The following is a 23,213-nucleotide window of genomic DNA, read 5'->3' on the forward strand; positions in this document are numbered from 1 at the left end:
CAAGATGCCAACGGCCATATTTGCCTCCTTTGAATCCGGGATCATTTACGCCATCATGGCCCTCGGAGTCTACCTGTCCTTCAGAATATTGGACTTCCCTGATCTGACAGTGGACGGGAGCTTCGTGACCGGGGCAGCCGTTGCAGCGACGATGATCGTGGGCGGAGTGAATCCCGTCGCTGCAACGGTCACTGCCATGGTGATCGGCTTCGTCGCAGGATGTATAACAGGGCTTCTCCATACATTCGGAAAAATCAATGCACTCCTATCCGGAATCCTCATGATGATTGCTCTTTACTCTATCAATCTGAGGATCATGGGCACGTCCAATGTGTCCCTATTGAATGAAGATACGGCTTTTACGGGGATCACAGGTCTGGTTGGATCCCTTGGAATCGACCAGGCACTGAATGGTATCTGGAATGCTGTCGGATTGGGAGAACCACTCCCTGATACGTGGGCGGTCCTCCTGTTCATGACGGTCGTGACGCTGATGATCAAGTTTTTGACGGATGCGTTCCTCAAGACAGAAGTCGGTCTTGCCCTCAGGGCGACCGGCGATAATCAGCGTATGATCCGGAGCTTCTCTGCCAATACGAATCTCATGATCATCCTTGGCCTCGGGATTTCCAATGCGCTTGTGGCCCTGTCCGGGGCACTGATTGCCCAGTACAGCCGCTTCGCAGATGTCGGGATGGGGATCGGGATGATCATCATCGGTCTTGCATCCGTCATCATCGGGGAAGCCCTTTTCGGTACCAAATCCATTGCAAGGACCACACTTGCCGTCATCGGCGGGGCCATCATCTACCGTCTGGTTGTCTCCATGGCCCTTCGCGTAGACTTCCTTGAAACGGGTGACATGAAGCTGATTACAGCGACGATCGTCATCCTCGCACTCGTCATGCCGAAAGTCATGGAGAGATATAAGGACAGGAAGCGCAAGGCTAAGCGCATGGCCGAGAGGATGAAGGCCGTTCCGGTCTCGGAAGGAGAGGGTGGCAGCAGTGTTACGATTAAATAGGATCCACAAGGTCTTCAACGAAGGAACACCGGATGAAAAAATCGCCCTTGATGACATCCAGCTTTCCATGGAACCGGGCGATTTCGTCACGGTGATCGGGAGCAACGGGGCCGGAAAGTCAACGCTCATGAATATCGTCTCTGGGGTCATGATACCGGATGTTGGAACCGTCCACATCCAGGATCAAGATGTATCGAAAGTGTCGGAGTACCGGAGATCGAAGCTCATCGGACGAGTCTTCCAGGATCCGATGGCAGGCACAGCCCCCTCGATGACCATCGAAGAGAATCTTGCCATGGCATACTCGCGGAATCGCACAAGAGGCTTCAGGCTCGGAGTCACGAAGAAGAGGAAGGCCTACTTCAAGGAAGTACTCGAGAGTCTTCATCTAGGATTGGAAAATCGGCTCAATGCTAAAGTCGGGTTGCTATCAGGAGGGGAGCGTCAGGCGCTATCGTTGCTCATGGCCACCTTCACGGAGCCGTCGATCCTACTCCTCGATGAGCACACGGCAGCCCTGGATCCGGCACGTGCTGATCTGATCACGAAGCTGACCCGGCAAATTGTGGATCAATACGCCCTGACCACCCTTATGGTTACCCATAATATGCAGCAGGCCATCGATTTAGGTAACAGACTGATCATGATGGATAAAGGACAGATCATCCTTGAAGTGAATGAACAAGAGAAGAAGGGCTTGACCGTTGAAGGACTCCTTCACGAGTTCCAAAGGATCCGCGGCAGCAAGCTTGCCAGTGACCGGGCCCTTCTCTCGTAACGAAAGCCGGCCTATACAGGCCGGCTTTTTGGTGCGAGTCGAGTTGTTTGCCCTTCAAATGGAATAGGCGTAATCTACTAGTAAGGACAGGAAATTCATCCCTGCCCGGTTCTGGTAAACCATCAAGAATAGGAGAGATTTCAAAATGAAACGTTTTGAAGGCAAAGTAATCTTGATCACTGGGGCTGCATCCGGACTTGGACATGCTGCGGCCATGCAAATTGCATCAGAAGGGGCAAAACTATCACTCGTAGACCTGAACCAAGGTGGTTTGGAAGAAGTAAAGCAATCCATTCTTTCTTCTTACAGTGAAGCGGACGTATTATTGATCGAAGCGGATTGCTCCGACGAAAGCGCCGTGAAGAAATACGTCGATGAAACGGTGGAACACTTCGGTCAAATCGACGGATTCTTCAACAACGCAGGAATCGAAGGGAAGCAGGATCTTACAGAGGAATACGGTACGGATGAATTTGAACGTGTAGTGAACATCAACTTGAACGGTGTCTTTTACGGCATGAAATATGTACTGAAAGTCATGAGGGAGCAGGGCTACGGTTCCATCGTCAATACGGCATCCGTCGGAGGGATCCGCGGCGTCGGCAACCAATCCGGCTATGCGGCAAGCAAACACGGCGTAGTCGGAATGACCCGCAATTCCGGTGTGGAATATGGTCAGTACGGAATCAGCATCAAAGCCATCGCACCAGGTGCCATCATGACACCGATGGTCGAAGGCTCCCTCCGCCAAATCGGAGGCGATGACTGGGAAGCGGCAGGCAAGGAATTCGTCAGCGTCAACCCAATGAAACGCTTCGGAAAACCCGAAGAAGTCGGATACCTCGTAGCCTTCCTGCTATCCTCCCAAGCAGACTTCATCAACGGAGCCGTCATCCCGATCGACGGCGGACAATCCTATAAATACTGATCAACAAATAGAATACTAGCAGTAAAAAACAAGAATGAGGCCAAGCCCGCATTCTTGTTTTTTTATGTTTAAAGAAGAATCAGCAGGAAGTGGATAGAGAAATATACCTGATGGGGTTCTTTAAATTGGTTGATTGCAGTATTAGTATTCCATGAGTTTTTCAAACACGCAGATGTTGCCTAAGGCTGATTATCTACCAAAAAATACTGCATCAAAAAACAATTCCTACTCATAAGAATCCCAGAGTGTATTGAAGCGGAAGGCGCCTGACTCCAGCGGAAAAGGAGCATGATCGAGACCCCGCAGGCACGAGGAGCATTCCTGTTATAAAAGAATATGAGGATAAAGTGAGATTTTAGCGATGTGCATAAAAAAAGCTCCCTTGGTACGATAGAGAGTGTCATGCGCATGACCTCGAATTAAGTACCGAAGGGAGACTTCAACTATGGATTTTACACAAAATGAACGACTTAATCAAATTAATGAACAGACTTTAATCATCGGCATTGATATTGCCAAACACAAGCACGTCGCCAGGGCCATTGATGATCGAGGAATCGACTTATCGAAGCGTCTGGTTTTTCCGAATTCGTTAGAAGGATTCCAATTGTTACTAGAGTGGGCTCGACAATTAAGTGCGGACACATCCCGTCCGAACTTAATGTTGGGGATGGAGCCTACGGGACATTATTGGATGAATCTAGCTTACTTCTTGAAATCCCAGGGCGAGCGCCCTGTGGTGGTAAACCCGATGAAGGTCAAGAAATCAAAAGAACTGGATGATGACTCGCCTACCAAAAATGATACAAAGGATGCGAAGGTCATCGCTCAAGTCATGCGAGCAGGGCGGTATCATGAGCCTACCTTGCCGGAAGGCATCTATGCCGAGTTACGTGAAGGCGTGAAACTCTTTGATATCATTCAAGAAGATCTCTCTTCCATCAAAGCACAAATCCATAACGTTCTGGATCGGTATTTCCCTGAATTCTTGACGGTGTTTAAGAAGTGGAATGGAAAGATGGCGATGGCGCTTCTGAAGTTAGGCTATCTTCCAACAGATATTCGACAGAAGACAGAAGAGGAACTTCTATACGACGTAAAGGCATTAGGGACCAAAAATGTAGGGGTGGCGCGTATGCGCCACTTAAAGAAAGTAGCTGACTCCAGTGTTGGGATGACCGTAGGTCTCCGCATGGCTCGTGAAGAGCTTCGCTATCTCGTTGATCAGTATGAGGCCTTAAACGAACGTCTGGACAATCTGAAAGAAGAACTTGAAGAACTGGTTCTTACGGTTCCTGGCGCAGATCTTATGATGGCGATCAATGGCGTGGGAGCGATGACCATTGTTGGGTTCTTCGCCGAGATTGGTGACTTATCAAATTATAAAGATCCACGACAGATTATTAAATTAGCAGGACTGAATCTGATGATGAACCAATCCGGCACACATCGAGGGAAAACAACCATTACTAAGCGTGGGCGACGAAGGTTGCGTTCCATTCTGTATCAAGTCGCCCGCCCTTTAACTTTTCATAATGACGCCTTTAAAGCTCTTCATCAGTATTATAAACACAGACGAACGAATCCTCTTAAAGGGAAACAGTCTTTTGTCGCACTAGGACGTAAACTGATTAAGGTCTTATTTGTCATAGGCACACGAAAGTGTGCGTTTAGTGAGGAACGCATGCTTCGCGATATCCCTCATATGAGAGATGTGCAGGCAGCTTAACGTATGATGTCCAGCAGTCAATATCCCTTAGTTTTTTGATGGTTTCTTAGGTAATCAAAAGAAGCACGGATAAGCCGGTCACTATTCCAAGCATTAGGGCATAGACCCACCCGAGGAGCATTTCCGGCAACCACACATGGTCAGGTCGAACGAAGGAATTTACGCGCATAGACGCTGAGAGAAATGGGAGGGTCCACCGCCATGTCGTATGTGGAGATCCAATAGTGCGATCATAAATTAGTACCTATTAATGGAAAAAAGACGCCAGGTTTCTTCAGACGCTTAGTGCGTTTCCATATATATTTAAATATGGATGAATTTATTCAAATGTGCCATGTCGCCTCTTTTGAACGCCTACGAAAACCTGAGAAAAACCTAGGAATACTAAGAACTACTGAATTTTCATGAGGGAGGCTCGACATGCTCCCCGCAGGAAAGCAGGCGCCTGCAGCGGAAAGGAGCGGTCTCCTGTTCAATTTAGTCACATAAAGAGTGATTACCCCAGATTAATCAATTTAAGAACATTACATATAAAGGGATTTTATTCAACTCACCTCCCCTATCAAAAAAATTCCTAAATGCCTATCAGAATCCCAGAGTGTATTGAAGCGGAAGGCGCCTGACTCCAGCGGAAAAGGAGCATGATCGAGACCCCGCAGGCACGAGGAGGCTCGACATGCTCCCCGCAGGAAAGCAGGCGCCTGCAGCGAAAAGGAACGGTCTGCTATTCAATTCTGTCTCATAAAGAATACCTGTCCAAGGTCAAACTTATTACCTTTAAGAACAGTAGATATAAAGGGAATACATTCATCCCACCACTATTAAAATATCCAAATGCTTTGCCTGTTCCACAACGAACCAAAAGAATTTTTAATTTTAACAATTTATTGACTATTTATAAAACAAAATGTTATTATATCGTTGAATTAACGTTATATTAATATCCATAATGCAATCGTTTAAAGGAGGAAAGCGATGAAGTCCGGATTGACCGTTGGGCACACGCTTGAAATCATCATCGATGTCACACCCGACATGCACGCAAGCTTTGAAGGGGAAGTGGTTCACCCGGTCTATTCCACCGTCCAAATGGTCTATCACATGGAATGGGCATCCCGTCAAATCATCCTTCCTTTCCTGGAAGAAAAGGAAGAAGGGATGGGGGCCGAAGTAAAAGTAGTGCACCGTGCACCAGCGCGGACGGGAACCCGTTTGAGCATTAAGGCCACCGTGACCCGAATGAACGCAAAAGGTATCTGGACTAAAATCATGATCCGCCGGGAGGAAACGGACTCCATTGTAGGAGAAGGAGAAGTGAGGCAGGTTGTCCTTCCGAAACAAACAATCGCTGAACGTATCGGGACAGATTGAAGACGATAAGGGGGAACTCGTATGGCAAGCCTATCCGATAAAATGAAAACGTTTACAAAAGAGACGGAGGTCAGGGGGATGGACATGTTCGATCAGATCAAGAATCATGAACAGGTCCTGTTCTGCAACGATGAAGAGACCGGTTTGAAAGCAATTATCGCCATACATAATACCACTCTCGGACCTGCTCTCGGCGGGTGCAGGATGATGCCGTATGCCTCAGTGGACGCGGCATTGAACGACGTACTCAGATTGTCGAGGGGGATGACATATAAATGCGCGGCAGCAGACGTGGATTTTGGTGGGGGAAAAGCGGTTATCATCGGTGATCCGACCAAAGATAAACATCCGGAGCTATTCAGGGCATTCGGGCAATTCGTCGAATCCCTTCAGGGCAGATTCTACACAGGCACGGATATGGGCACGTCACCGGATGATTTTGTCCACGCCTTGAAGGAAACCAACTGCATCGTAGGGGTCGACGAAGTATATGGTGGAAGCGGCGACTCTTCGATTCCGACAGCCATGGGCGTCATCTATGGACTTGAAGCCACCAACGAAACCATCTGGGGATCAAGGGATCTTCACGGGAAGCGCTATGCGGTCCAGGGGCTGGGGAAAGTCGGATTCAAGGTCGCGGAACGTCTCCTTGAAGAAGGAGCCGATCTGATTGTGACCGATATCAGTCATCACTCTGTGGAAAAACTGCAGTTGAAAGCAAAAGCCCTCGGAACGGCAGTGAAGGTCGTCAGCGGAGACGAAATCTACTCAGCGGATGCCGATGTGTTCATCCCTTGTGCCATAGGCGGGATCCTGAACGACGAGACCATCGGACGGTTAAAGGTGAAAGCCGTAGCCGGTTCTGCCAATAATCAGCTCCTTGATCACAGACACGGGATGTCCCTTCACCAGAAAGGAATTCTGTACGCACCTGACTACATCGTCAACGCAGGGGGGCTGATCCAGGTAGCAGATGAACTCTATGAACCTAACAAAGAACGCGTCCTCCAGAAAACGGGAGCCATCTATAACAGCCTCCTCAATATCTACACCCAATCAGAAAACGAACACATCACCACCGTCCAGGCAGCAGACCGCTTCTGCGAAAACCGTATCCAAACCAGAACCAAACGAAACAGCTTCTTCACCCACACCAAACGCCCAAAATGGAGTGTAAGGAAGTAAGAAAAGCGTAGGCGGCTCGCCCTGGGGCGACAAGCATAAGGCAGAATCGGCGGAAGGGCATGGTCTTGGCCCTTTTGACGATTATGACTTATGACCTCGAGCCCCAAGCCGCCGTAGCTAGACAGTAAGAAAAGCGTAGGCGGCTCGCCCTGGGGTGACAAGCATAAGGCAGAATCGGCGGAAGGGCATGGTCTTGGCCCTTTTGACGATCATGACTTATGACCTCGAGCCCCAAGCCGCTGGAGCTAGACAGAAAGAAAAGCGTAGGCGGCTCGTTCTGACCCGACAAGCATAAGGTGGGATCGTCAGAAGGGCATGGTCTTGGCCCTTTTGGCGGTCATGACTTATGACCTCGAGGGTCAAGCCGCCGTAGCTAGACAGAAAGAAAAGCGTAGGCGGCTCGCCGCCCTAAGCAAAAACCAATAATAAAAAGAAAACCTATCAACCTGACATTCTTGCAATCATCAAAACACCCAAAATAAAACAATGGGGACGCATCCCCATGAGAGAGGTGAGGGAATGATCGAACAGTTTCCGATCGTTCAAGTGCTGAATCCCCATGGGGAGTTGAGCCCCGACAGTGAGAAAGAGGTGTCCGAAGGGTTGGCGAGGACGTTCCTGCGCCATCTTATCCGTATCCGGACGTTCGACCGCAAGGCAGTGAGTCTTCAACGGCAGGGGCGTATTGGCACCTATGCCCCTTTTGAGGGCCAAGAGGCTTCCCAGGTGGGGAGCGCCATGGCCCTGCATGAAAAGGACTGGCTTTTTCCGACGTACCGGGATCATGGGGCGACCATGACCTTTGGGCATCCGCTACTTCAGATCCTTCTGTTTTGGAAGGGGCGGAATGAAGGCTGTGTCCCTCCTGACGGAAAGAATATCTTTACTCCTGGCATCCCGATTGCGACACAGCTTCCTCATGCCGTGGGGGCGGCATATGCCGAAAAGAGGAAAGGGACGGAGAATGCCGCCATCGCGTATTTCGGTGATGGAGCGACATCCGAAGGAGATTTCCATGAAGGTCTTAACCTAGCGAGCGTATGGGGGGCTCCCGTGGTCTTCTTCAACCAGAACAACCGCTATGCCATTTCGGTACCGATCCACAAGCAGATGAAGACGAAGACGATTGCCCAAAAGGCCCTTGCATATGACATCCCGAGTGTCAGGATCGACGGGAATGATGTGTTCGCTGTTTATTTTGAAACAAAGAATGCATTGGAGCGGGCGAGGAGAGGGGAAGGACCAACGCTTATTGAAGCTGTGACGTGGAGGTACGGTGCTCATACGACAGCAGATGATCCCTCGAAATACAGGGATCAGGGAGAGAGCGATGTGAAAAGAAGGGAAGATCCGATAGACAGGCTACAGCGCTATATGGAGAAAAAAGGCTGGTGCGATGAGGAGTGGCTGGATTCCGTAAAGCTGGAGTATGCCAAGGAGGTCGATGCGGCTGTTGCGGATCTGGAACAGTATCCTGAGCCGGACCCGTCCTTGATCTTTGATCATGTATTCGAAACACCGACTTGGCCCGTCCTTCAGCAGAAAGAAAGATTGCTTTCACATCTGAAGGGGGGATCAAGATGAGTATCATGACAACAACCAAAACGATGACGATGGTACAGGCGATCACGGACGGCCTTCGAGTCATGTTGAACGAACGGAGTGATACCCTGCTCCTTGGGGAGGACATCGGGACGAACGGCGGGGTCTTCCGCGCAACGGATGGCCTCCAGGCAGAGTTCGGTGAAGATCGGGTGCTCGACACACCCCTGAGTGAGGCCGGGTTCATCGGTGCTGCGATCGGAATGGCGGTAAATGGATTCCGCCCTGTAGCAGAGGTCCAGTTCCTCGGATTCATTTATCCCGCTTATGAGCAGATCATGACACACGCAAGCCGGCTGCGCTCAAGAACGCTCGGGCATTATACATGCCCCATGGTCATACGGGCCCCGTACGGAGCAGGTGTCCGGGCACCTGAGATCCATTCCGATAGTACGGAGGCGCTGTTCACCCATATGCCGGGCATCAAGGTCGTGTGCCCTTCAACTCCCCGGGAGGCAAAGGGGTTGTTGATTGCGGCCATTGAAGACCCGGATCCCGTCTTATTCCTTGAGCCCATGCAGTGCTATCGGTCGACACGTGAGGAAGTACCCGAGGGGAAGTATACGGTTGAAATCGGTAAAGGAAGGACCGTCCTTGAAGGGGACGATGTCACGGTCATTGCATGGGGAGCAATGGTGAAGGTGGCAGAAGAGGCAGCGAAGAAGGCAGGAGAAAAGGGGATTTCATGCGAGGTACTCGATATGAGGACGCTGTCTCCCTTGGACAAGGATCTTATCACCGAATCTGTCCAGAAGACAGGGAGGACCGTCATCGTCCATGAAGCTCATGCCACAGGGGGTGTAGGCAACGATGTCCTTGCCATCATCAACGACTTTTCTTTCCTCTTTCAGAAAGCTCCTGTGGAGAGGGTGACTGGATTCGATACGCCTGTCCCCTATTTTGGATATGAAGACTATTATCTGCCGGATACGGGCCGCGTCCTCGAAGCAATTGAGAGAGCAGCGGCATTTTGAAAGGAGGGAGCCAATGGAGGTCAAGCTGCATGATATAGGAGAAGGTATGACGGAGGCGACAATCAACGCCTTCTTGGTGGGGGTCGGTGAACAGGTGCGTGCGGATCAACCGCTGGTGGAAGTTCAGACAGACAAGATGACAGCGGAAATCCCGGCACCGGCCAATGGAATCATCAAAGGGTTCAATGTAAAGGAAGGGGATACGATCCGCGTCGGTGAGACGGTTTTGATCATGGGCTCCGGCAAGGCGTCGACAGCGGCCAAACGGGCATCCTCGGCCACGGCACAAAAGACCAGGATCATGGCATCCCCCTTCACGAGAAAGCTGGCGAGGGAAGCAGGAATCCCCCTTGAAAAGGTGCGGGGATCCGGTCCGGCGGGAAGGATCATGGATGAGGATATCCACTCTCACCTTCAAGTGGAACCACCCCCTCAGGAAACGCCTGTGCGGACTGAGGCAGACAGCATTCCATTCAGGGGAAGGCGAAAGCAGATTGCTTCCAAGATGGTCCGGTCAGTCAGGACCATTCCTCACTGTACCCACTTTGAAGAGATTGATGTCACGGAACTCCTCGCGTGGAAAAGGGATGTGCCAGACGTTTCAATGGGTGCATTCTTCATCAAAGCGCTGTCTATTTGTCTGAAAGAATTCCCGATTTTTAACGGACGGCTTGATGAAGAACAGGAGTGCGTCCACCTTCAGCATGCCCATCATATAGGAGTAGCGGTCGATACGGAGGAAGGGTTGATCGTACCGGTGATCCGTCATGTGGAAGAGAAGACGCTGAAGGACATTCAGAAAGAACTCAAGGCACTGACAAACAAAGCGCTGAATCAAACGCTTACCGTCAAGGAGGCATCAGGGGGGACATTCACAGTGAGCAATGTCGGTCCCCTCGGAGGTTCGATCGGTGCAACGCCGATCATCAATGAACCGGAAGTGGCCCTCATATCCTTCCATAAAACGAAAAAGCGGCCCATGGTCAATGAGTCGGATGAAATTGTGATCCGGTCCATGATGAATGTATCCATGTCTTTCGATCACCGAGTGGCAGATGGAGGGACAGCCGTAAGGTTCACCAATCGACTGCGGGATTTCATTGAAAAACCGGGGATCCTGCTGATGGAGATGATATAGATGGTAGTTGGCGAAATGGTAGAAAAACGTGATCTGATGGTCATCGGTGGAGGTCCTGGAGGCTATCACGCCGCGCTTCGTGCCGCCCAATTGGGGAAGCAGGTCACCTTGATCGAGCAGGGGGAGATCGGTGGAGCCTGCCTAAATGAAGGCTGCATCCCATCGAAGATCCTGACCCATTTTGCAAGTGAGTTCCGAAAGCAGGGGCATCTTCAGAAAATGGGCATGGTGATGGGAGAAGCCTCCATCGATCTTGCCAAGCTGAAGTCGTTCAGAGAAGAAAAGATCAAGGGCCTGCGGGCAGGGGTGGAAGGGTTGCTTCGTTCAAGAGGAGTCGAGGTGATCAATGGGACAGCTTCGTTTCTATCAGAGAACCGGATCGGGATCGAAAGCGGTCATCAGTTCTCCCTTTTTGAATTCAAGCAGGCCATTGTCGCGATTGGTGGAAAGATGGTGTATCCGCCGGGTATCAGTATGGAATCCCCATTTGTCCTGACAGAGCGTGAGGCACTGACCATGACCGAGATACCGGAGGGATTGATTGTATCCGGTCATGACTATGTGGCCATTGAAATAGCTGCTGCATACGCGGCCCTTGGAAGCACAGTCACCCTCCTGATGGAGGGGAGACTGCCCTTTGATCAGTCCATTGAGCGCGAGATGAAAAGGCTTCTGAAAAAACAGAAGGTTTCTGTCGTTACCGAAGTGACGATTATGAGCGTTTCGGACGATGGAGGAGTGGAAGTGGATTATGAAAGTTCTGCCGGGACGAGGCAGGTAAATGGAACCCATTTAGTCCTGTGCGGGAAGTCAGAGGCAGATCTCTCCCGTGCAGGACTGGACCGGCTGCCGCTTGAGTGTGAGGGGGGCAAAATCAAGGTCGATGGGGAGGGGCGCACGTCGATTCCCGGCGTGTGGGCTATAGGAGATGTGACCCCCGGACCAGGGCTTGCCATAAAAGCAATCAAGGAAGGCAAGGTGGCAGCGGGAGCGATTGCTGGGGATAAGGGAGAAGTTGACCTGGAGTGGCTTCCTGCCATTGTCCAAATGGATCCGCCCGTCGCCTGTGCGGGCTGGAGTGAAGAAGAAGCGGAGAATCGTGGATACGAAGTAGTCTGCAGTGAGTATCCTTTCAGAGCCAATGGATTTGCAGGATTGAAAGAAGAGACGGACGGAATGATCAAAATCGTATCGGAGAAAGGGACTTCTCTGATCCTTGGTATCCATATGATCGGATCGGGGGCTGTCGAACTGATCTCCGCGGGTGTGCTGGGACTTGAAATGGCAGCAAGGGCAGAGGATTTCACCTTCCCTCTCTATCCGCATCCGAGCAGCAATGAAGCCCTGATGGAAGCCGTCGAGGAACTCACGGGGCATGCCGTGCACCTGCAGAGGAGAAGGAAAAAGGCAGTTCAATAAATCAGTTGCTTCACTACAGAAAAGCGTTCATGCTTCACATGCCACTCTTGAGAAGAAAAGAAAAAGAGCATACGATAATAATCAGAAAAATACAAAATCGGAGGAATCGTTATGGAAAAGATGGATAAGAAGCCAATGAAGACCGAAGAAATCTTCCCGGTAAGGGATGTCGATTATCTTGAATATTTCACAGGGAATGCCAAGCAGGCGGCCCATTTCTTTTGTACAGCGTTTGGATTCAAAACAGTCGCATATTCCGGACTTGAAACAGGTAACCGCGATACCGTCTCTTATGTCCTTCAGCAGAATAAAGTAAGACTTGTTGTGACGGGGAGCCTTCACGAAGGCAGTCGTGTAGCGGAATTCGTCAGGAAGCATGGGGATGGAATCAAGGATATCGCCCTTATGGTGGATGATGTCGAAAAGGCTTTCAAAGGTGCGGTGGAGCGTGGTGCCATTGAAATCATGCCGCCGGAAACACTGGAAGATGCAGATGGGAAGCTGAAAAAAGCGGTGATCGGTACATACGGAGACACGATCCATACCTTGATTGAACGGAAGGATTACAACGGGATCTTCATGCCGGGGTATGAAAAAGCGGACTCTTCCAGAACAGAGCGTGATGCGGCCATCATCGCCGTCGACCACGTTGTGGGAAATGTCGAACGCATGGAAGAATGGGTGGAGTACTACGAGAAGGTGATGGGCTTCAAGGAAATGCGCCATTTCTCCGATGAGGATATCACGACAGAATACTCTGCCCTTATGTCCAAAGTGATGCACAATGGCGGCAGGATCAAGTTCCCGATCAACGAGCCGGCTGAAGGAAAGCGCAAATCCCAGATCCAGGAGTACCTGGAGTACTACGGCGGTCCAGGGGTACAGCATATCGCCGTTCTGACAGAGGATATCGTGAAGACAGTCGGGATCCTGAAGGAGAATGGTGTGGAATTCCTGAGCACCCCGGATTCCTATTACGATATGCTGTCTGAGCGTGTGGGAGAAATCGATGAAGAAATTTCTCAAATCAAGGAGTTAAACATCCTAGTGGATCGAGATGATGAAGGGTATCTTCTCCAGATCTTTACGAAGCCGATCGTGGATCGTCCGACTCTTTTCATTGAGGTCATCCAGCGCAAAGGGGCAAGGGGATTCGGTGAAGGAAACTTCAAAGCGTTGTTTGAATCAATCGAAAGAGAGCAGGAGCGTCGCGGAAATCTCTAAATAATGAGCTTATCCTTCAATTCGAGAAAATCAGATAAAGAGATATAGAGATATAGAGAAAGCAAGCAAAAAAAGAGATAGATGATCAAAGAGGGAATAAAAAGGGATCGAGAATAATAGGGGATCAACAAACAGAAAACGGGCTGGCCCAAGAGCTTTTCGAAGGGATCCGGACATCTCCTGCATCCGTGCAGGAATCGGTCGGGATCACGTTCTGAAACTCGGGGTCAGCCCTATTATAAAGAGGGGGAAGGCTGATGGTGATGAAGTTCAAGACGAGGGAAGTCCTTACAAAAATCGATCCGTATGTTCTTGGGAAATCGACTGTCGAATTACAAAGAGAGCATGGTCTCGGGTCCATTTGCAAGCTATCGGAAAATGAAAATATCCACGGCTGCTCCCCGAAGGTCGTCAGCTGGTTGAAGGAAGGGAATGGGGAGTTCTTCCTTTACCCGGACGGTGCGGCCACTGAACTTCGTAAAGAGGTGTCTGAATTCCTTGGGGTGCGCCAAGGAGAGCTTGTATTCGGAAATGGGTCGGATGAAGTGATCCGGCTTCTCTCGAGGGCCTATATCAGTGAAGGAGACGAAGCCATCATGGCCGATGTCACCTTCCCCCGCTATCATACAAATGTCTTCCTCGAAGGCGGAAATTCGGTAAGGGTGCCCCTGGTGAACGGAGTCCATGACCTGGCCGGGATGAAAAATGCCATCACTGATCGAACCAAACTGATCTTCATCTGCAATCCGAATAATCCCACTGGAACCATCGTCGGGACTGAAGAACTGCTGTCCTTCATTTCATCCGTTCCCTCACACATCCTCCTAGTATTGGACGAAGCGTACGTGGAATACGTGTCAGACAGAAATCACCTCGACACGCTCCCGCTTTTGAAACGCTTCGAAAATCTGGTGATCCTGAGGACTTTTTCAAAGATTTATGGTCTGGCGGGACTCAGGGTCGGCTTCGGAGTCATGAATGAGGAGGTAGCCGGACAGCTCCTCAAAGTGAAGGATGTCTTCAATGTGAATGCACTGGCCCAAGGAGCAGCCGTCAAGGCTCTCCACGATCAGGCGTTCATCAGGAAGTGTGCTTCGTTGAATGAAGCGGGCCGTTCCTATCTTGAGGGAGAATTTCACAGACTTGGGCTCGCGTACTTCCCTTCCCAGGCGAATTTTATCATGGTGGATACGGGGAAGGATGGGAATCTCATTGCCGGTGAATTGGCGAAGAAGGGGTTCCTGGTCAGGTCCGGGGTTCTTCTTGGCTATCCCGAGACCATTCGCGTGACAATCGGAACCGAACAGGATAATCGTGCTTTCGTCAAAGCCCTTGAATATGTGCTGGGGAGGAATATAAGTGGATATCAAGCCTGATCAGCTCCCATGGCAGGAAGCATATAAACTGGTCATCGGATCCATCCTTCCAAGACCGATTGCATTTGTTTCCACCGTGGATGAGGCGGGACATGCAAACCTCGCTCCGTTCAGCTTTTTCACGGCAATCAGCGCCGATCCCATGCTGGTCTGTTTTTCACCGATGCGAAGAGGCACCGATGGCGGAAAGAAGGATACGCTGTTGAATATCGAAGCGACGAAGGAATTTGTAATCAATATTGTCAGTGAAACGTTTGTAGAACAAATGAACGACTGTGCAAAGGAATATGCACATGAAGTGGATGAGTTCGAGGCAGCCGGACTTGGGAAGAAGCCATCGGTTACCGTGGCTCCCCCTGCTGTTTCGGAAAGCCGGGTCCAGTTGGAATGCACCCTGCAGGACGTCCTGCATTTCGGGGACCACCCAGGCGCAGGAAGCCTCGTGATAGGAAAAGTGCAGTGCGTGCGACTGGATGATGAGCTGTATGACGCCGGACGAATTGACTCATCCACGCTTGAGCCTGTTGGGAGGATGGCCGGCCAGACCTACACGAAGCCCCTCGCCGATACATTCGAATTGATCCGGAAGAGGTGAGAGAGATGAAGTTAGTGAGTTTTATAGAGGGAGATGACGTAAGGGCTGGCCTCGTAAGCGGTGACAGGGTGATTGACCTCCATCAGGCGAGCTGTGGCCGCTTACCGAAGGAGATGAGGCGCCTGATCGAACTGGGGGATGAAGGCATAGCGCTCATGCGCGAGCTCTCCGCCCTTACAGGGGAATATGCTCTCTCGGAGCTATCCCTCGTGGCTCCCCTGCCTGATCCAGTGAGCATTCGTGATTTTTATGCGTTTGAGGATCATGTAAGGAATGCCCGGCAGAGAAGGGGCCTTGCGGTCGTACCGGAATGGTATGAGATGCCGGTCTTCTACTTCACCAATCACATGAGTGTCTCAGGACCTGATGCGCCCATCACGGTTCCGAAAGGGAGCGCATGCTTGGATTACGAACTTGAAATTGCCTGCGTTATCGGTCGCAGAGGTAAAGACATTCCGGTTGAACAGGCAGAAGACTATATCTACGGCTATATGATCATGAACGACTGGAGTGCGAGGGATCTTCAGCGTGAAGAGATGAAGGTGGGTCTCGGACCGGCGAAAGGGAAAGACTTTGCCACCACCTTCGGCCCTTATCTTGTGACGAGGGATGAACTGGAATCCTATCGTGAAGGGGACCGTCTCGACCTGGAGATGACCGCGACGGTGAACGGGGTCCTTTTATCAAAAGGGAATTACAAGGAGATCCATTACACGTTTCCCGCCATGATTGCCAGGGCATCTGAAAATGTCATGCTCATTCCCGGGGAAGTGATCGGATCGGGGACCGTCGGCACAGGATGCCTCCTCGAGCTTGGTGAGGAAGTCCACCCATGGCTTGTACCCGGTGATGTTGTCGAGCTTGGCATCACCGGTCTCGGAATCTTGAAGAATACAATCAGTGTAAGGGAGGAAAGGGATCATGTATTATCGCCGGATGGGGACGATCCCCCACAAGCGTCATACGATGTTCAAAAAAGATGATGGAAGCCTCTACCGGGAGCAGGTGATGGGGACGAAGGGGTTCTCAGGGACCCAATCGATCCTTTATCATCATCATCTTCCGACTGCAGTCTCTGAAGCATCTTACGGAGGCAGCTACCTGCCTGAATTCGAAGAAGAGGGTACCCTTCGCCACCGCCACTTTTTCACAGATGCAATCGAGAAGAAGGGGGACGCCCTGAACGCCAGGGAATACCTTCTCGGGAATAGCGATCTCCTCATCGGGACTGCATCTGTGAAGGATGCGATGAGTGACTTCTACCGTAACGGTGATGGAGATGAGATGCTGTTCATCCACTACGGAGCAGGGAAAGTGGAGACGATGTTCGGCACCCTTTCTTACGGGAAAGGCGATTACATCATCATACCGATCGGCACCATCCACCGGATCATACCCGAGGAAGAGACAAAGATCCTAGTAGTCGAGTCATTCAGTCAGATCACCACTCCACGCAGGTATCGGAATGAATATGGCCAGCTCCTCGAGCACAGTCCATTCTGTGAGCGTGATCTTTCGGGACCGGAAGTGCTGGAATCCCGTGATGAAAAAGGTGAATATCGCGTCCTGACAAAGTCCCGCGGATCGATCCATGTTCATATCTTGGATCATCATCCCCTTGATGTCGTGGGATGGGACGGCTATCTTTATCCATGGAAGTTCAACATTGAAGACTTTGAGCCGATCACGGGCAGGGTCCATCAGCCGCCACCCGTGCACCAGACCTTCGAAGGCCATAATTTCGTGGTTTGCTCGTTCGTCCCGAGGCTTTATGATTATCACCCAGAGGCCATACCGGCCCCTTACAACCATAGCAACGTCAACAGCGACGAGCTCCTTTACTATGTAGAGGGGAATTTCATGAGCCGCAAGGGCATCAAGAGAGGATCGATCACCCTCCATCCAAGCGGGATTCCCCATGGGCCGCATCCTGGAACGACAGAAGCGAGCATCGGGAAAAAAGAAACATTGGAACTCGCCGTCATGATCGATACGTTCAGGCCCCTGAAAATCGTGAAGAAGGCAAAAGATGTCGAAGATCAAGCATATATGTATACATGGGTATAAAAGGAAAGCCGGTTCCGAACAGGAGCCGGCTTTTTATTTTATAGAGATTTTAAACTGACTGAGGGGAAGTTGATTCTCCATTTATTTCGTTAATCGTAAATAAATGGGTTGTTCTTGTGCAACATGTCACAAATGGGAGTGTTCCCATTCGGTTTCATCTGGAAATTAAAAAGAGTAGCGTTTCTTCTATTAGAGTATTAAAGTGGATCGATTCTCATTTGGGAGGGGTTGTTGAGAATGGGGAGAGGGAGAGGGGGGTGATGAATGGTGTCTAAGGGTGTCATGAGCCCTGTAAACTCAACATCTTCGGGAAAAAACTATCAAGGATTTTACAAGAACAAAAAATTATTTTTTTTAGGTTCTATAAACATGATAAGGACAAAGATGAAAGCGTTACCATATAATCTGACAAATCTAAATTGTCTAATAATTTACCGAAATAGTGTTGACCTTCCCTTAAAACGGGAGTAACATTGTCCTCAATAAAATTTTTAATCGCATCAGAAAAGGTCAGTGGCGGTCTTCGCACCCATTTTTAAAAGGGGTCTGGACGTAAATAGATGTGTTAGAAAATTAATATTCCGAATAATCAAATAAATTTAATCGTGAAAGGAATGATGAACATGAGCGAGCAGTGGATTTACTTAGACGGTCAGTACGTAAAAAAGGAAGATGCAAAAGTATCTGTTTATGACCATGGTTTTCTTTATGGAGATGGAGTGTTCGAAGGCATTCGAATGTACGACGGCAATGTCTTCCGTCTCGAAGAACATGTTGATCGCCTTTACGATTCAGCCAAATCCATCATGCTGAACATCGAAGTCTCAAAAGAAGAGATGAGCAATATCATCATTGAAACATTGAAAATGAATAAACTTGAAAATGCCTATATCAGGGTTGTTATCTCCCGCGGAGTAGGGAATCTCGGATTGGATCCCTTCACTTGCAGCCATCCACAGATCATCGTCATCGCAGAACAGCTCGCCCTATTCCCGAAAGCATTGTATGACACGGGGATCGAGATCGTCACCGTGGCAAGCAGACGGAACCGTGCGGATGTTTTATCGCCGAAGGTCAAGTCGTTGAACTATCTGAACAATATCCTCGTAAAGATCGAAGCGAACCTTGCCGGTGTGAGTGAAGCGCTGATGCTGAACGATCAAGGGTATGTAGCGGAAGGATCCGCCGATAACATCTTCATCGTGAAGAAAGGAAAGATCCTGACTCCACCAGGTTATGTAGGGGCGCTGGAAGGCATCACACGAAACGCCATCATCGAAATCGCCCAGAAATCCGGTTATGAAATGAAAGAAGAAGTCTTTACACGCCACGATGTATATACTGCGGATGAAGTCTTCCTCACGGGTACTGCAGCAGAAGTCATCGCTGTCGTCAAAGTCGATGGACGTGTGATCGGAGACGGTAAACCGGGTGAATGTACAAATAAATTATTGCAACAGTTCAGGGACACTGTCACGCAGGATGGAAGAAAAGTTTACAAACAAAATGCTCAAGTCGGGTAAGTTGGAGGTGCTGATGTGCGTAGTGACATGATCAAAAAAGGAATCGACCGCGCTCCCCATCGCAGCCTGCTTTATGCGACGGGAGTCAAATTGGAAGACATGGAGAAGCCCTTCATCGGGGTATGCAACTCCTATATCGATATCATACCGGGACATATGCATCTCAATCACTTCGCAGCCGTGGTGAAAGAAGCGATCCGGGAAGCAGGAGGCATCCCGTTCGAATTCAATACGATCGGCGTGGATGACGGGATCGCAATGGGACACATCGGGATGCGTTATTCCCTTCCGAGCCGGGAGCTCATCGCCGATTCAGCCGAAACGGTCATCAACGCCCACTGGTTCGACGGAGTGTTTTACATTCCGAACTGTGACAAGATCACGCCAGGCATGCTGATGGCATCCGTTCGCACCAACGTTCCTTCCGTCTTCGTATCGGGAGGACCGATGGAGGCAGGTGTATCAAGCGAAGGAAAACCCCTTTCCCTCGTATCTGTTTTCGAAGGGGTGGGTGCCCATCAATCGGGCAGGATGACAGCCGAACAGCTTCTGGACATCGAGCAAAATGCGTGTCCTACATGCGGATCCTGTTCAGGGATGTTCACCGCCAATTCCATGAACTCCCTCATGGAGATGCTCGGGATGGCCCCTCCTGGTAACGGGACGATCGTGGCAACATCGGAAGAGCGCCACCAGCTCATCAAGGACGCTGCCAAGCACCTTGTGGAAATGGTGAAGAAGGACATCAAACCGAGGGATATCATCACGAAAGACACCATCGACGATGCCTTTGCCCTCGATATGGCCATGGGAGGTTCGACCAACACGGTCCTCCATACCCTTGCCATCGCCAATGAGGCGGAAATCGATTACGACATCAACCGCATCAATACCGTAGCGGAAAGGGTGCCGTATCTGTCCAAGATCAGCCCTGCGTCGGATTATTCCATGCAAGACGTCCATAATGCCGGCGGAGTGAGTGCCATCATCAAGGAGCTGTGTGAGATGGGTGCGGTCCACAGCGACCGGATCACCGTTACAGGAAAGTCACTCTATGAAAATGTGAAAGATGCTGAAATCGTGAATGATGAAGTCATCAGGAGAAAAGATAACGCCTACAGTCCTGTAGGAGGGTTGTCTGTCCTCTTCGGAAATATCGCTCCGAATGGTGGTGTCATCAAGGTAGGGGCAGTCGATCCTTCCATCAAGACATTCATGGGCGAGGCCATCGTCTATGAATCGCAGGATGAGGCCCTTGCCGGGATCGAAAGTGGTGAAGTGAAGGAAGGTCATGTAGTGGTCATCCGCTACGAAGGACCGAAAGGCGGTCCAGGGATGCCGGAAATGCTCGCCCCGACAGCGGCGATCGCCGGGCGGGGGCTTGAGAAGAAAGTGGCCCTCCTCACGGACGGACGTTTCTCCGGTGCATCCCGTGGCATCTCCATCGGTCACGTATCACCTGAGGCTGCGGAAGGCGGCCCGATCGGGGTCGTGGAGAACGGAGATCCGATCTTCATCGATCTCACCAACCGTACCATCTCCCTCATGGTTTCAGAGGAAGAGCTCACCTTCAGACAGCAAGAGTGGGTCCAGCCCGCTCCTAAAATACGAAAAGGATATCTCGCTCGATATGCAAAGCTTGTCACATCGGCAAGCACAGGTGGAATACTGAAAACAGAATAAAGAAAAATCGGTGAAGAGGCAAAAGGATTGGGTTTTGTATTCACAGAGAGCTGGTGGGGCTGCGAACCAGTAATACAACCAATACCGACATCCCCTCTGAGTATCGTTCTGAACAGTGATTAGGAACGATCGAGTAGACTCTACTCGTTACAAAAACGAAGGCTGAAATTCTTCAGCCTGCTGAGGGAGATGAACGTCGTCTCTGAACTAGGGTGGTACCGTGGAAAGGAAGCAAACCTTTTCGCCCCTGCGAAAGATAAACTCTGTCGTAGTGGGTGAAAAGTTTTTTTTGTGTGATAGATTCATAAAAATCATGAAATGAAAGGGAGGAGATAGGCAATGAGAGCCAAAGTAGAGGCGGATCTGGCTTCACAGTCACTGGCAGAAAACATCAACGGTGCTGATATGCTCATGAAGGCGTTAAAGGAGGGAAAAGTTGAGATTCTGTTCGGGTACCCGGGAGGAGCGGTCCTGCCGATATACGATGCTCTTTACAAAGCCCCCATCAAGCACGTGCTGGCCCGCCATGAGCAAGGCGCCATCCATGCGGCTGAAGGGTATGCCAGGGTATCGGGAAGACCAGGTGTCGTCATAGCAACCTCGGGACCCGGGGCGACAAACCTTGTGACGGGAATCGCCGATGCCATGATGGATTCCCTGCCCCTGGTGATCTTCACCGGACAGGTCGCATCGAATGTCATCGGGACGGATGCCTTCCAGGAAGCGGATGTAGTCGGGATCACCATGCCGATCACCAAGCACAATTACCAGGTGAGGGATCTTGCTGATCTTCCCCGCATAGTCAAAGAAGCATTCCACATTGCTTCCACAGGCAGACCTGGTCCGGTCCTGGTGGACATTCCGAAGGACCTTACTGTTCAAATCGCTAGTCCGGCCGAGGATCAGGAGATGGATCTTCCGGGCTATCAGCCGAATCTTCACCCGAACCCTTTGCAAATCAAAAAATTGATCGAAGCTGTGAAGCACTCACAAAGACCTGTGATCCTAGCGGGTGCAGGCATCCTTCACGCAAAGGCCTCCGAGGAGCTGAAGGAATTCGCTGAACATTATGATCTTCCTGTGGTCCATACGCTGCTGGGTCTTGGCGGATTTCCCGCCGATCATGCTTTGTTCCTTGGGATGGCGGGGATGCACGGGTGCTACACAAGCAATATGGCCCTTCATGAATGTGACCTACTCATCAATATCGGTGCCCGATTCGATGACAGGCTGACGGGGAATCTGGCCACCTTCGCCCCGAATGCGAAAGTAGTCCACATCGACGTCGACCCGGCAGAAATCGGCAAGAATGTAGAGACGCAGATCCCGATCGTCTCTGATGCGAAGCACGCTCTAGTCAAGATCCTCGAGCACGATGAGAGCAAGTGCTACTTCGAGGAGTGGCATAGCCGATTGAAGGCCAATAAACAGGAATATCCATTCTGGTACAACCGGGCAGAGGAAATCATCTCTCCTCAGAGGCTCATCGAACAGGTATACGAATTGACCAACGGAGAAGCTGTCGTCACCACCGATGTCGGCCAGCACCAGATGTGGGCGGCACAATATTACTCGTTCAAAAACCCGAATAACTGGGTCACATCTGGCGGACTCGGCACGATGGGATTCGGATTCCCGGCGGCAATCGGGGCGCAACTTGCAGACAGGGAGAGGAAAGTCGTGGCGTTCGTAGGGGATGGAGGCTTCCAGATGACCCTGCAGGAACTGGTTCTATTAAAAGAGCTCGATCTCCCAGTGAAGGTGGTCATCCTGAATAACGGAACCCTAGGAATGGTGAGGCAGTGGCAGGAAACATTCTACGAAGAACGGTATTCCCAATCGGTCTTCTCCCTGCAGCCTGATTTTGTGAAACTGGCTGAGTCTTATGGCATCAAAGGTTATCAGGTGAAAACGCAGGAAGAAGTGGAATCGGTCCTCAGAGAAGCGTTGACGAGTGACGAGCCGGCATTGATCGACTGTTGGGTCAATCCGAAGGAAAACGTCTATCCGATGGTTGCTCCAGGCAAGGGATTACACGAAATGATAGGAGTGAAACCATGAAGCGGATTGTAACGGCCATCGTCCATAATCGGAGCGGGGTATTGAACCGGGTGACCGGGCTGTTCACCAAAAGACAGTTCAATATCGAGAGCATCTCGGTCGGCTATACAGAAGTGGAAGGTGTCTCCAGGATGACCTTCGTCGTGAATGTGGAAGATGACCGCAAGATCGAGCAGCTCCTGAAACAGCTCCACAAGCAGATTGATGTCTTGAAGGTATCGGACATTACTGACCAGGGAGTGGTGGCAAGGGAACTTGCCCTCATCAAGGTGCTCAGCACAGGTCAAACCCGATCTGAAATTAACGGAATTGTCGAACCATTCCGCGCAGCCATCATCGACGTCGCAAGGGACAGCGTGACGGTCCAGGTGACGGGGGAAACGTCGAAGATCGAAGCGATCATCGACCTCCTGAGACCATACGGAATCAAAGAAATTGCAAGGACTGGAATCACCGCTTTTGCACGGGGCAACAGCAAAAGCGTCACAGATATGAAGCAGTATACAATCGTCAACTAACCTATTAAAAATCGAGAG

The 23,213-nt window shown here is 50.5% G+C and carries 19 protein-coding genes; all 19 read left to right on the forward strand.

Annotated features, from left to right (window positions below; genetic code table 11):
- The first annotated feature begins 4 nt into the window (after positions 1-4).
- The 19 genes from K6T23_RS02640 to ilvN all read left to right on the forward strand — a co-directional run bounded on the left by K6T23_RS02640 (position 5) and on the right by ilvN (position 23,195).
- Positions 5-1,024: an ABC transporter permease gene (locus K6T23_RS02640; protein ID WP_218245063.1), complete on the forward strand. Its 1,020-nt coding sequence runs from the start codon at positions 5-7 to the stop codon at positions 1,022-1,024.
- Positions 1,008-1,802: an ABC transporter ATP-binding protein gene (locus K6T23_RS02645; RefSeq protein ID WP_238283536.1), complete on the forward strand. Its 795-nt coding sequence runs from the start codon at positions 1,008-1,010 to the stop codon at positions 1,800-1,802. Before K6T23_RS02640 ends, K6T23_RS02645 begins: the two co-directional genes overlap by 17 nt.
- Before the next feature lie 145 nt (positions 1,803-1,947).
- Complete coding sequence (locus K6T23_RS02650) at positions 1,948-2,730, forward strand: SDR family oxidoreductase (protein WP_053428823.1); 783 nt, start codon at positions 1,948-1,950, stop codon at positions 2,728-2,730.
- Between the two features lie 445 nt (positions 2,731-3,175).
- On the forward strand, positions 3,176-4,459 hold the full coding sequence (locus K6T23_RS02655) for an IS110 family RNA-guided transposase (RefSeq protein ID WP_238281583.1): 1,284 nt from the start codon (positions 3,176-3,178) through the stop codon (positions 4,457-4,459).
- 975 nt (positions 4,460-5,434) lie between these two features.
- Positions 5,435-5,830 carry a thioesterase family protein gene (locus tag K6T23_RS02660; protein WP_056532755.1) on the forward strand — a complete coding sequence of 132 codons (396 nt, stop codon included), beginning with the start codon at positions 5,435-5,437 and terminating at the stop codon, positions 5,828-5,830.
- Positions 5,831-5,908: 78 nt separating this feature from the next.
- A complete protein-coding gene (locus K6T23_RS02665; protein WP_156450612.1) occupies positions 5,909-7,015 on the forward strand; it encodes a Glu/Leu/Phe/Val dehydrogenase dimerization domain-containing protein in 1,107 nt (368 codons plus the stop codon).
- 519 nt (positions 7,016-7,534) lie between these two features.
- Positions 7,535-8,599: a pyruvate dehydrogenase (acetyl-transferring) E1 component subunit alpha gene (pdhA, locus tag K6T23_RS02670; RefSeq protein WP_148985974.1), complete on the forward strand. Its 1,065-nt coding sequence runs from the start codon at positions 7,535-7,537 to the stop codon at positions 8,597-8,599.
- Positions 8,596-9,591: an alpha-ketoacid dehydrogenase subunit beta gene (locus tag K6T23_RS02675; RefSeq protein ID WP_159646069.1), complete on the forward strand. Its 996-nt coding sequence runs from the start codon at positions 8,596-8,598 to the stop codon at positions 9,589-9,591. Before pdhA ends, K6T23_RS02675 begins: the two co-directional genes overlap by 4 nt.
- A gap of 13 nt (positions 9,592-9,604) precedes the next feature.
- Positions 9,605-10,729, forward strand: a complete 1,125-nt coding sequence (locus tag K6T23_RS02680) for a dihydrolipoamide acetyltransferase family protein (protein WP_056532762.1) — start codon at positions 9,605-9,607, stop codon at positions 10,727-10,729.
- Positions 10,730-10,744: 15 nt separating this feature from the next.
- Entirely contained in the window at positions 10,745-12,148 is a 1,404-nt protein-coding gene (locus tag K6T23_RS02685; RefSeq protein ID WP_238283537.1) for a dihydrolipoyl dehydrogenase family protein, read from the forward strand.
- A 111-nt stretch (positions 12,149-12,259) separates the two neighbouring features.
- A complete protein-coding gene (hppD, locus tag K6T23_RS02690) occupies positions 12,260-13,372 on the forward strand; it encodes a 4-hydroxyphenylpyruvate dioxygenase (protein ID WP_159646060.1) in 1,113 nt (370 codons plus the stop codon).
- Positions 13,373-13,629: 257 nt separating this feature from the next.
- Positions 13,630-14,748 (forward strand): histidinol-phosphate transaminase, encoded by a 1,119-nt coding sequence (hisC, locus tag K6T23_RS02695; protein WP_238283538.1) that lies wholly within the window; start codon positions 13,630-13,632, stop codon positions 14,746-14,748.
- On the forward strand, positions 14,732-15,343 hold the full coding sequence (locus tag K6T23_RS02700) for a flavin reductase family protein (RefSeq protein ID WP_238283539.1): 612 nt from the start codon (positions 14,732-14,734) through the stop codon (positions 15,341-15,343). The genes hisC and K6T23_RS02700 overlap by 17 nt, the downstream gene beginning before the upstream one ends.
- A 5-nt stretch (positions 15,344-15,348) precedes the next feature.
- The gene (locus K6T23_RS02705) at positions 15,349-16,326 is read left to right on the forward strand and encodes a fumarylacetoacetate hydrolase family protein (RefSeq protein ID WP_148985979.1); all 978 of its coding nucleotides are present in this window, start codon (positions 15,349-15,351) and stop codon (positions 16,324-16,326) included.
- Complete coding sequence (locus tag K6T23_RS02710; RefSeq protein WP_056532780.1) at positions 16,265-17,410, forward strand: homogentisate 1,2-dioxygenase; 1,146 nt, start codon at positions 16,265-16,267, stop codon at positions 17,408-17,410. The genes K6T23_RS02705 and K6T23_RS02710 overlap by 62 nt, the downstream gene beginning before the upstream one ends.
- Before the next feature lie 623 nt (positions 17,411-18,033).
- The gene (gene ilvE / locus K6T23_RS02715) at positions 18,034-18,933 is read left to right on the forward strand and encodes a branched-chain-amino-acid transaminase (protein WP_053428812.1); all 900 of its coding nucleotides are present in this window, start codon (positions 18,034-18,036) and stop codon (positions 18,931-18,933) included.
- 15 nt (positions 18,934-18,948) lie between these two features.
- The gene (ilvD, locus tag K6T23_RS02720) at positions 18,949-20,616 is read left to right on the forward strand and encodes a dihydroxy-acid dehydratase (RefSeq protein ID WP_056532783.1); all 1,668 of its coding nucleotides are present in this window, start codon (positions 18,949-18,951) and stop codon (positions 20,614-20,616) included.
- A 339-nt stretch (positions 20,617-20,955) separates the two neighbouring features.
- Positions 20,956-22,677 (forward strand): acetolactate synthase large subunit, encoded by a 1,722-nt coding sequence (gene ilvB, locus K6T23_RS02725; RefSeq protein WP_238283540.1) that lies wholly within the window; start codon positions 20,956-20,958, stop codon positions 22,675-22,677.
- Positions 22,674-23,195 carry an acetolactate synthase small subunit gene (gene ilvN, locus K6T23_RS02730; protein WP_048005708.1) on the forward strand — a complete coding sequence of 174 codons (522 nt, stop codon included), beginning with the start codon at positions 22,674-22,676 and terminating at the stop codon, positions 23,193-23,195. Before ilvB ends, ilvN begins: the two co-directional genes overlap by 4 nt.
- The last annotated feature ends 18 nt before the right edge of the window (positions 23,196-23,213 follow it).

The organism is Rossellomorea marisflavi, from assembly GCF_022170785.1.
Taxonomy (GTDB): Bacteria; Bacillota; Bacilli; order Bacillales; family Bacillaceae_B; genus Rossellomorea; species Rossellomorea marisflavi_B.

What these genes read in the sequence shown, in the direction of transcription:
- K6T23_RS02640 (WP_218245063.1), top strand. Translation starts at nt 5, where the DNA reads ATGCCAACGGCCATATTTGCCTCCTTTGAATCCGGGATCATTTACGCC.
- K6T23_RS02650 (WP_053428823.1), top strand. Translation starts at nt 1,948, where the DNA reads ATGAAACGTTTTGAAGGCAAAGTAATCTTGATCACTGGGGCTGCATCC.
- K6T23_RS02655 (WP_238281583.1), top strand. Translation starts at nt 3,176, where the DNA reads ATGGATTTTACACAAAATGAACGACTTAATCAAATTAATGAACAGACT.
- K6T23_RS02660 (WP_056532755.1), top strand. Translation starts at nt 5,435, where the DNA reads ATGAAGTCCGGATTGACCGTTGGGCACACGCTTGAAATCATCATCGAT.
- K6T23_RS02665 (WP_156450612.1), top strand. Translation starts at nt 5,909, where the DNA reads ATGGACATGTTCGATCAGATCAAGAATCATGAACAGGTCCTGTTCTGC.
- pdhA (WP_148985974.1), top strand. Translation starts at nt 7,535, where the DNA reads ATGATCGAACAGTTTCCGATCGTTCAAGTGCTGAATCCCCATGGGGAG.
- K6T23_RS02675 (WP_159646069.1), top strand. Translation starts at nt 8,596, where the DNA reads ATGAGTATCATGACAACAACCAAAACGATGACGATGGTACAGGCGATC.
- K6T23_RS02680 (WP_056532762.1), top strand. Translation starts at nt 9,605, where the DNA reads ATGGAGGTCAAGCTGCATGATATAGGAGAAGGTATGACGGAGGCGACA.
- K6T23_RS02685 (WP_238283537.1), top strand. Translation starts at nt 10,745, where the DNA reads ATGGTAGAAAAACGTGATCTGATGGTCATCGGTGGAGGTCCTGGAGGC.
- hppD (WP_159646060.1), top strand. Translation starts at nt 12,260, where the DNA reads ATGGAAAAGATGGATAAGAAGCCAATGAAGACCGAAGAAATCTTCCCG.
- hisC (WP_238283538.1), top strand. Translation starts at nt 13,630, where the DNA reads ATGGTGATGAAGTTCAAGACGAGGGAAGTCCTTACAAAAATCGATCCG.
- K6T23_RS02705 (WP_148985979.1), top strand. Translation starts at nt 15,349, where the DNA reads ATGAAGTTAGTGAGTTTTATAGAGGGAGATGACGTAAGGGCTGGCCTC.
- K6T23_RS02710 (WP_056532780.1), top strand. Translation starts at nt 16,265, where the DNA reads ATGTATTATCGCCGGATGGGGACGATCCCCCACAAGCGTCATACGATG.
- ilvE (WP_053428812.1), top strand. Translation starts at nt 18,034, where the DNA reads ATGAGCGAGCAGTGGATTTACTTAGACGGTCAGTACGTAAAAAAGGAA.
- ilvB (WP_238283540.1), top strand. Translation starts at nt 20,956, where the DNA reads ATGAGAGCCAAAGTAGAGGCGGATCTGGCTTCACAGTCACTGGCAGAA.
- ilvN (WP_048005708.1), top strand. Translation starts at nt 22,674, where the DNA reads ATGAAGCGGATTGTAACGGCCATCGTCCATAATCGGAGCGGGGTATTG.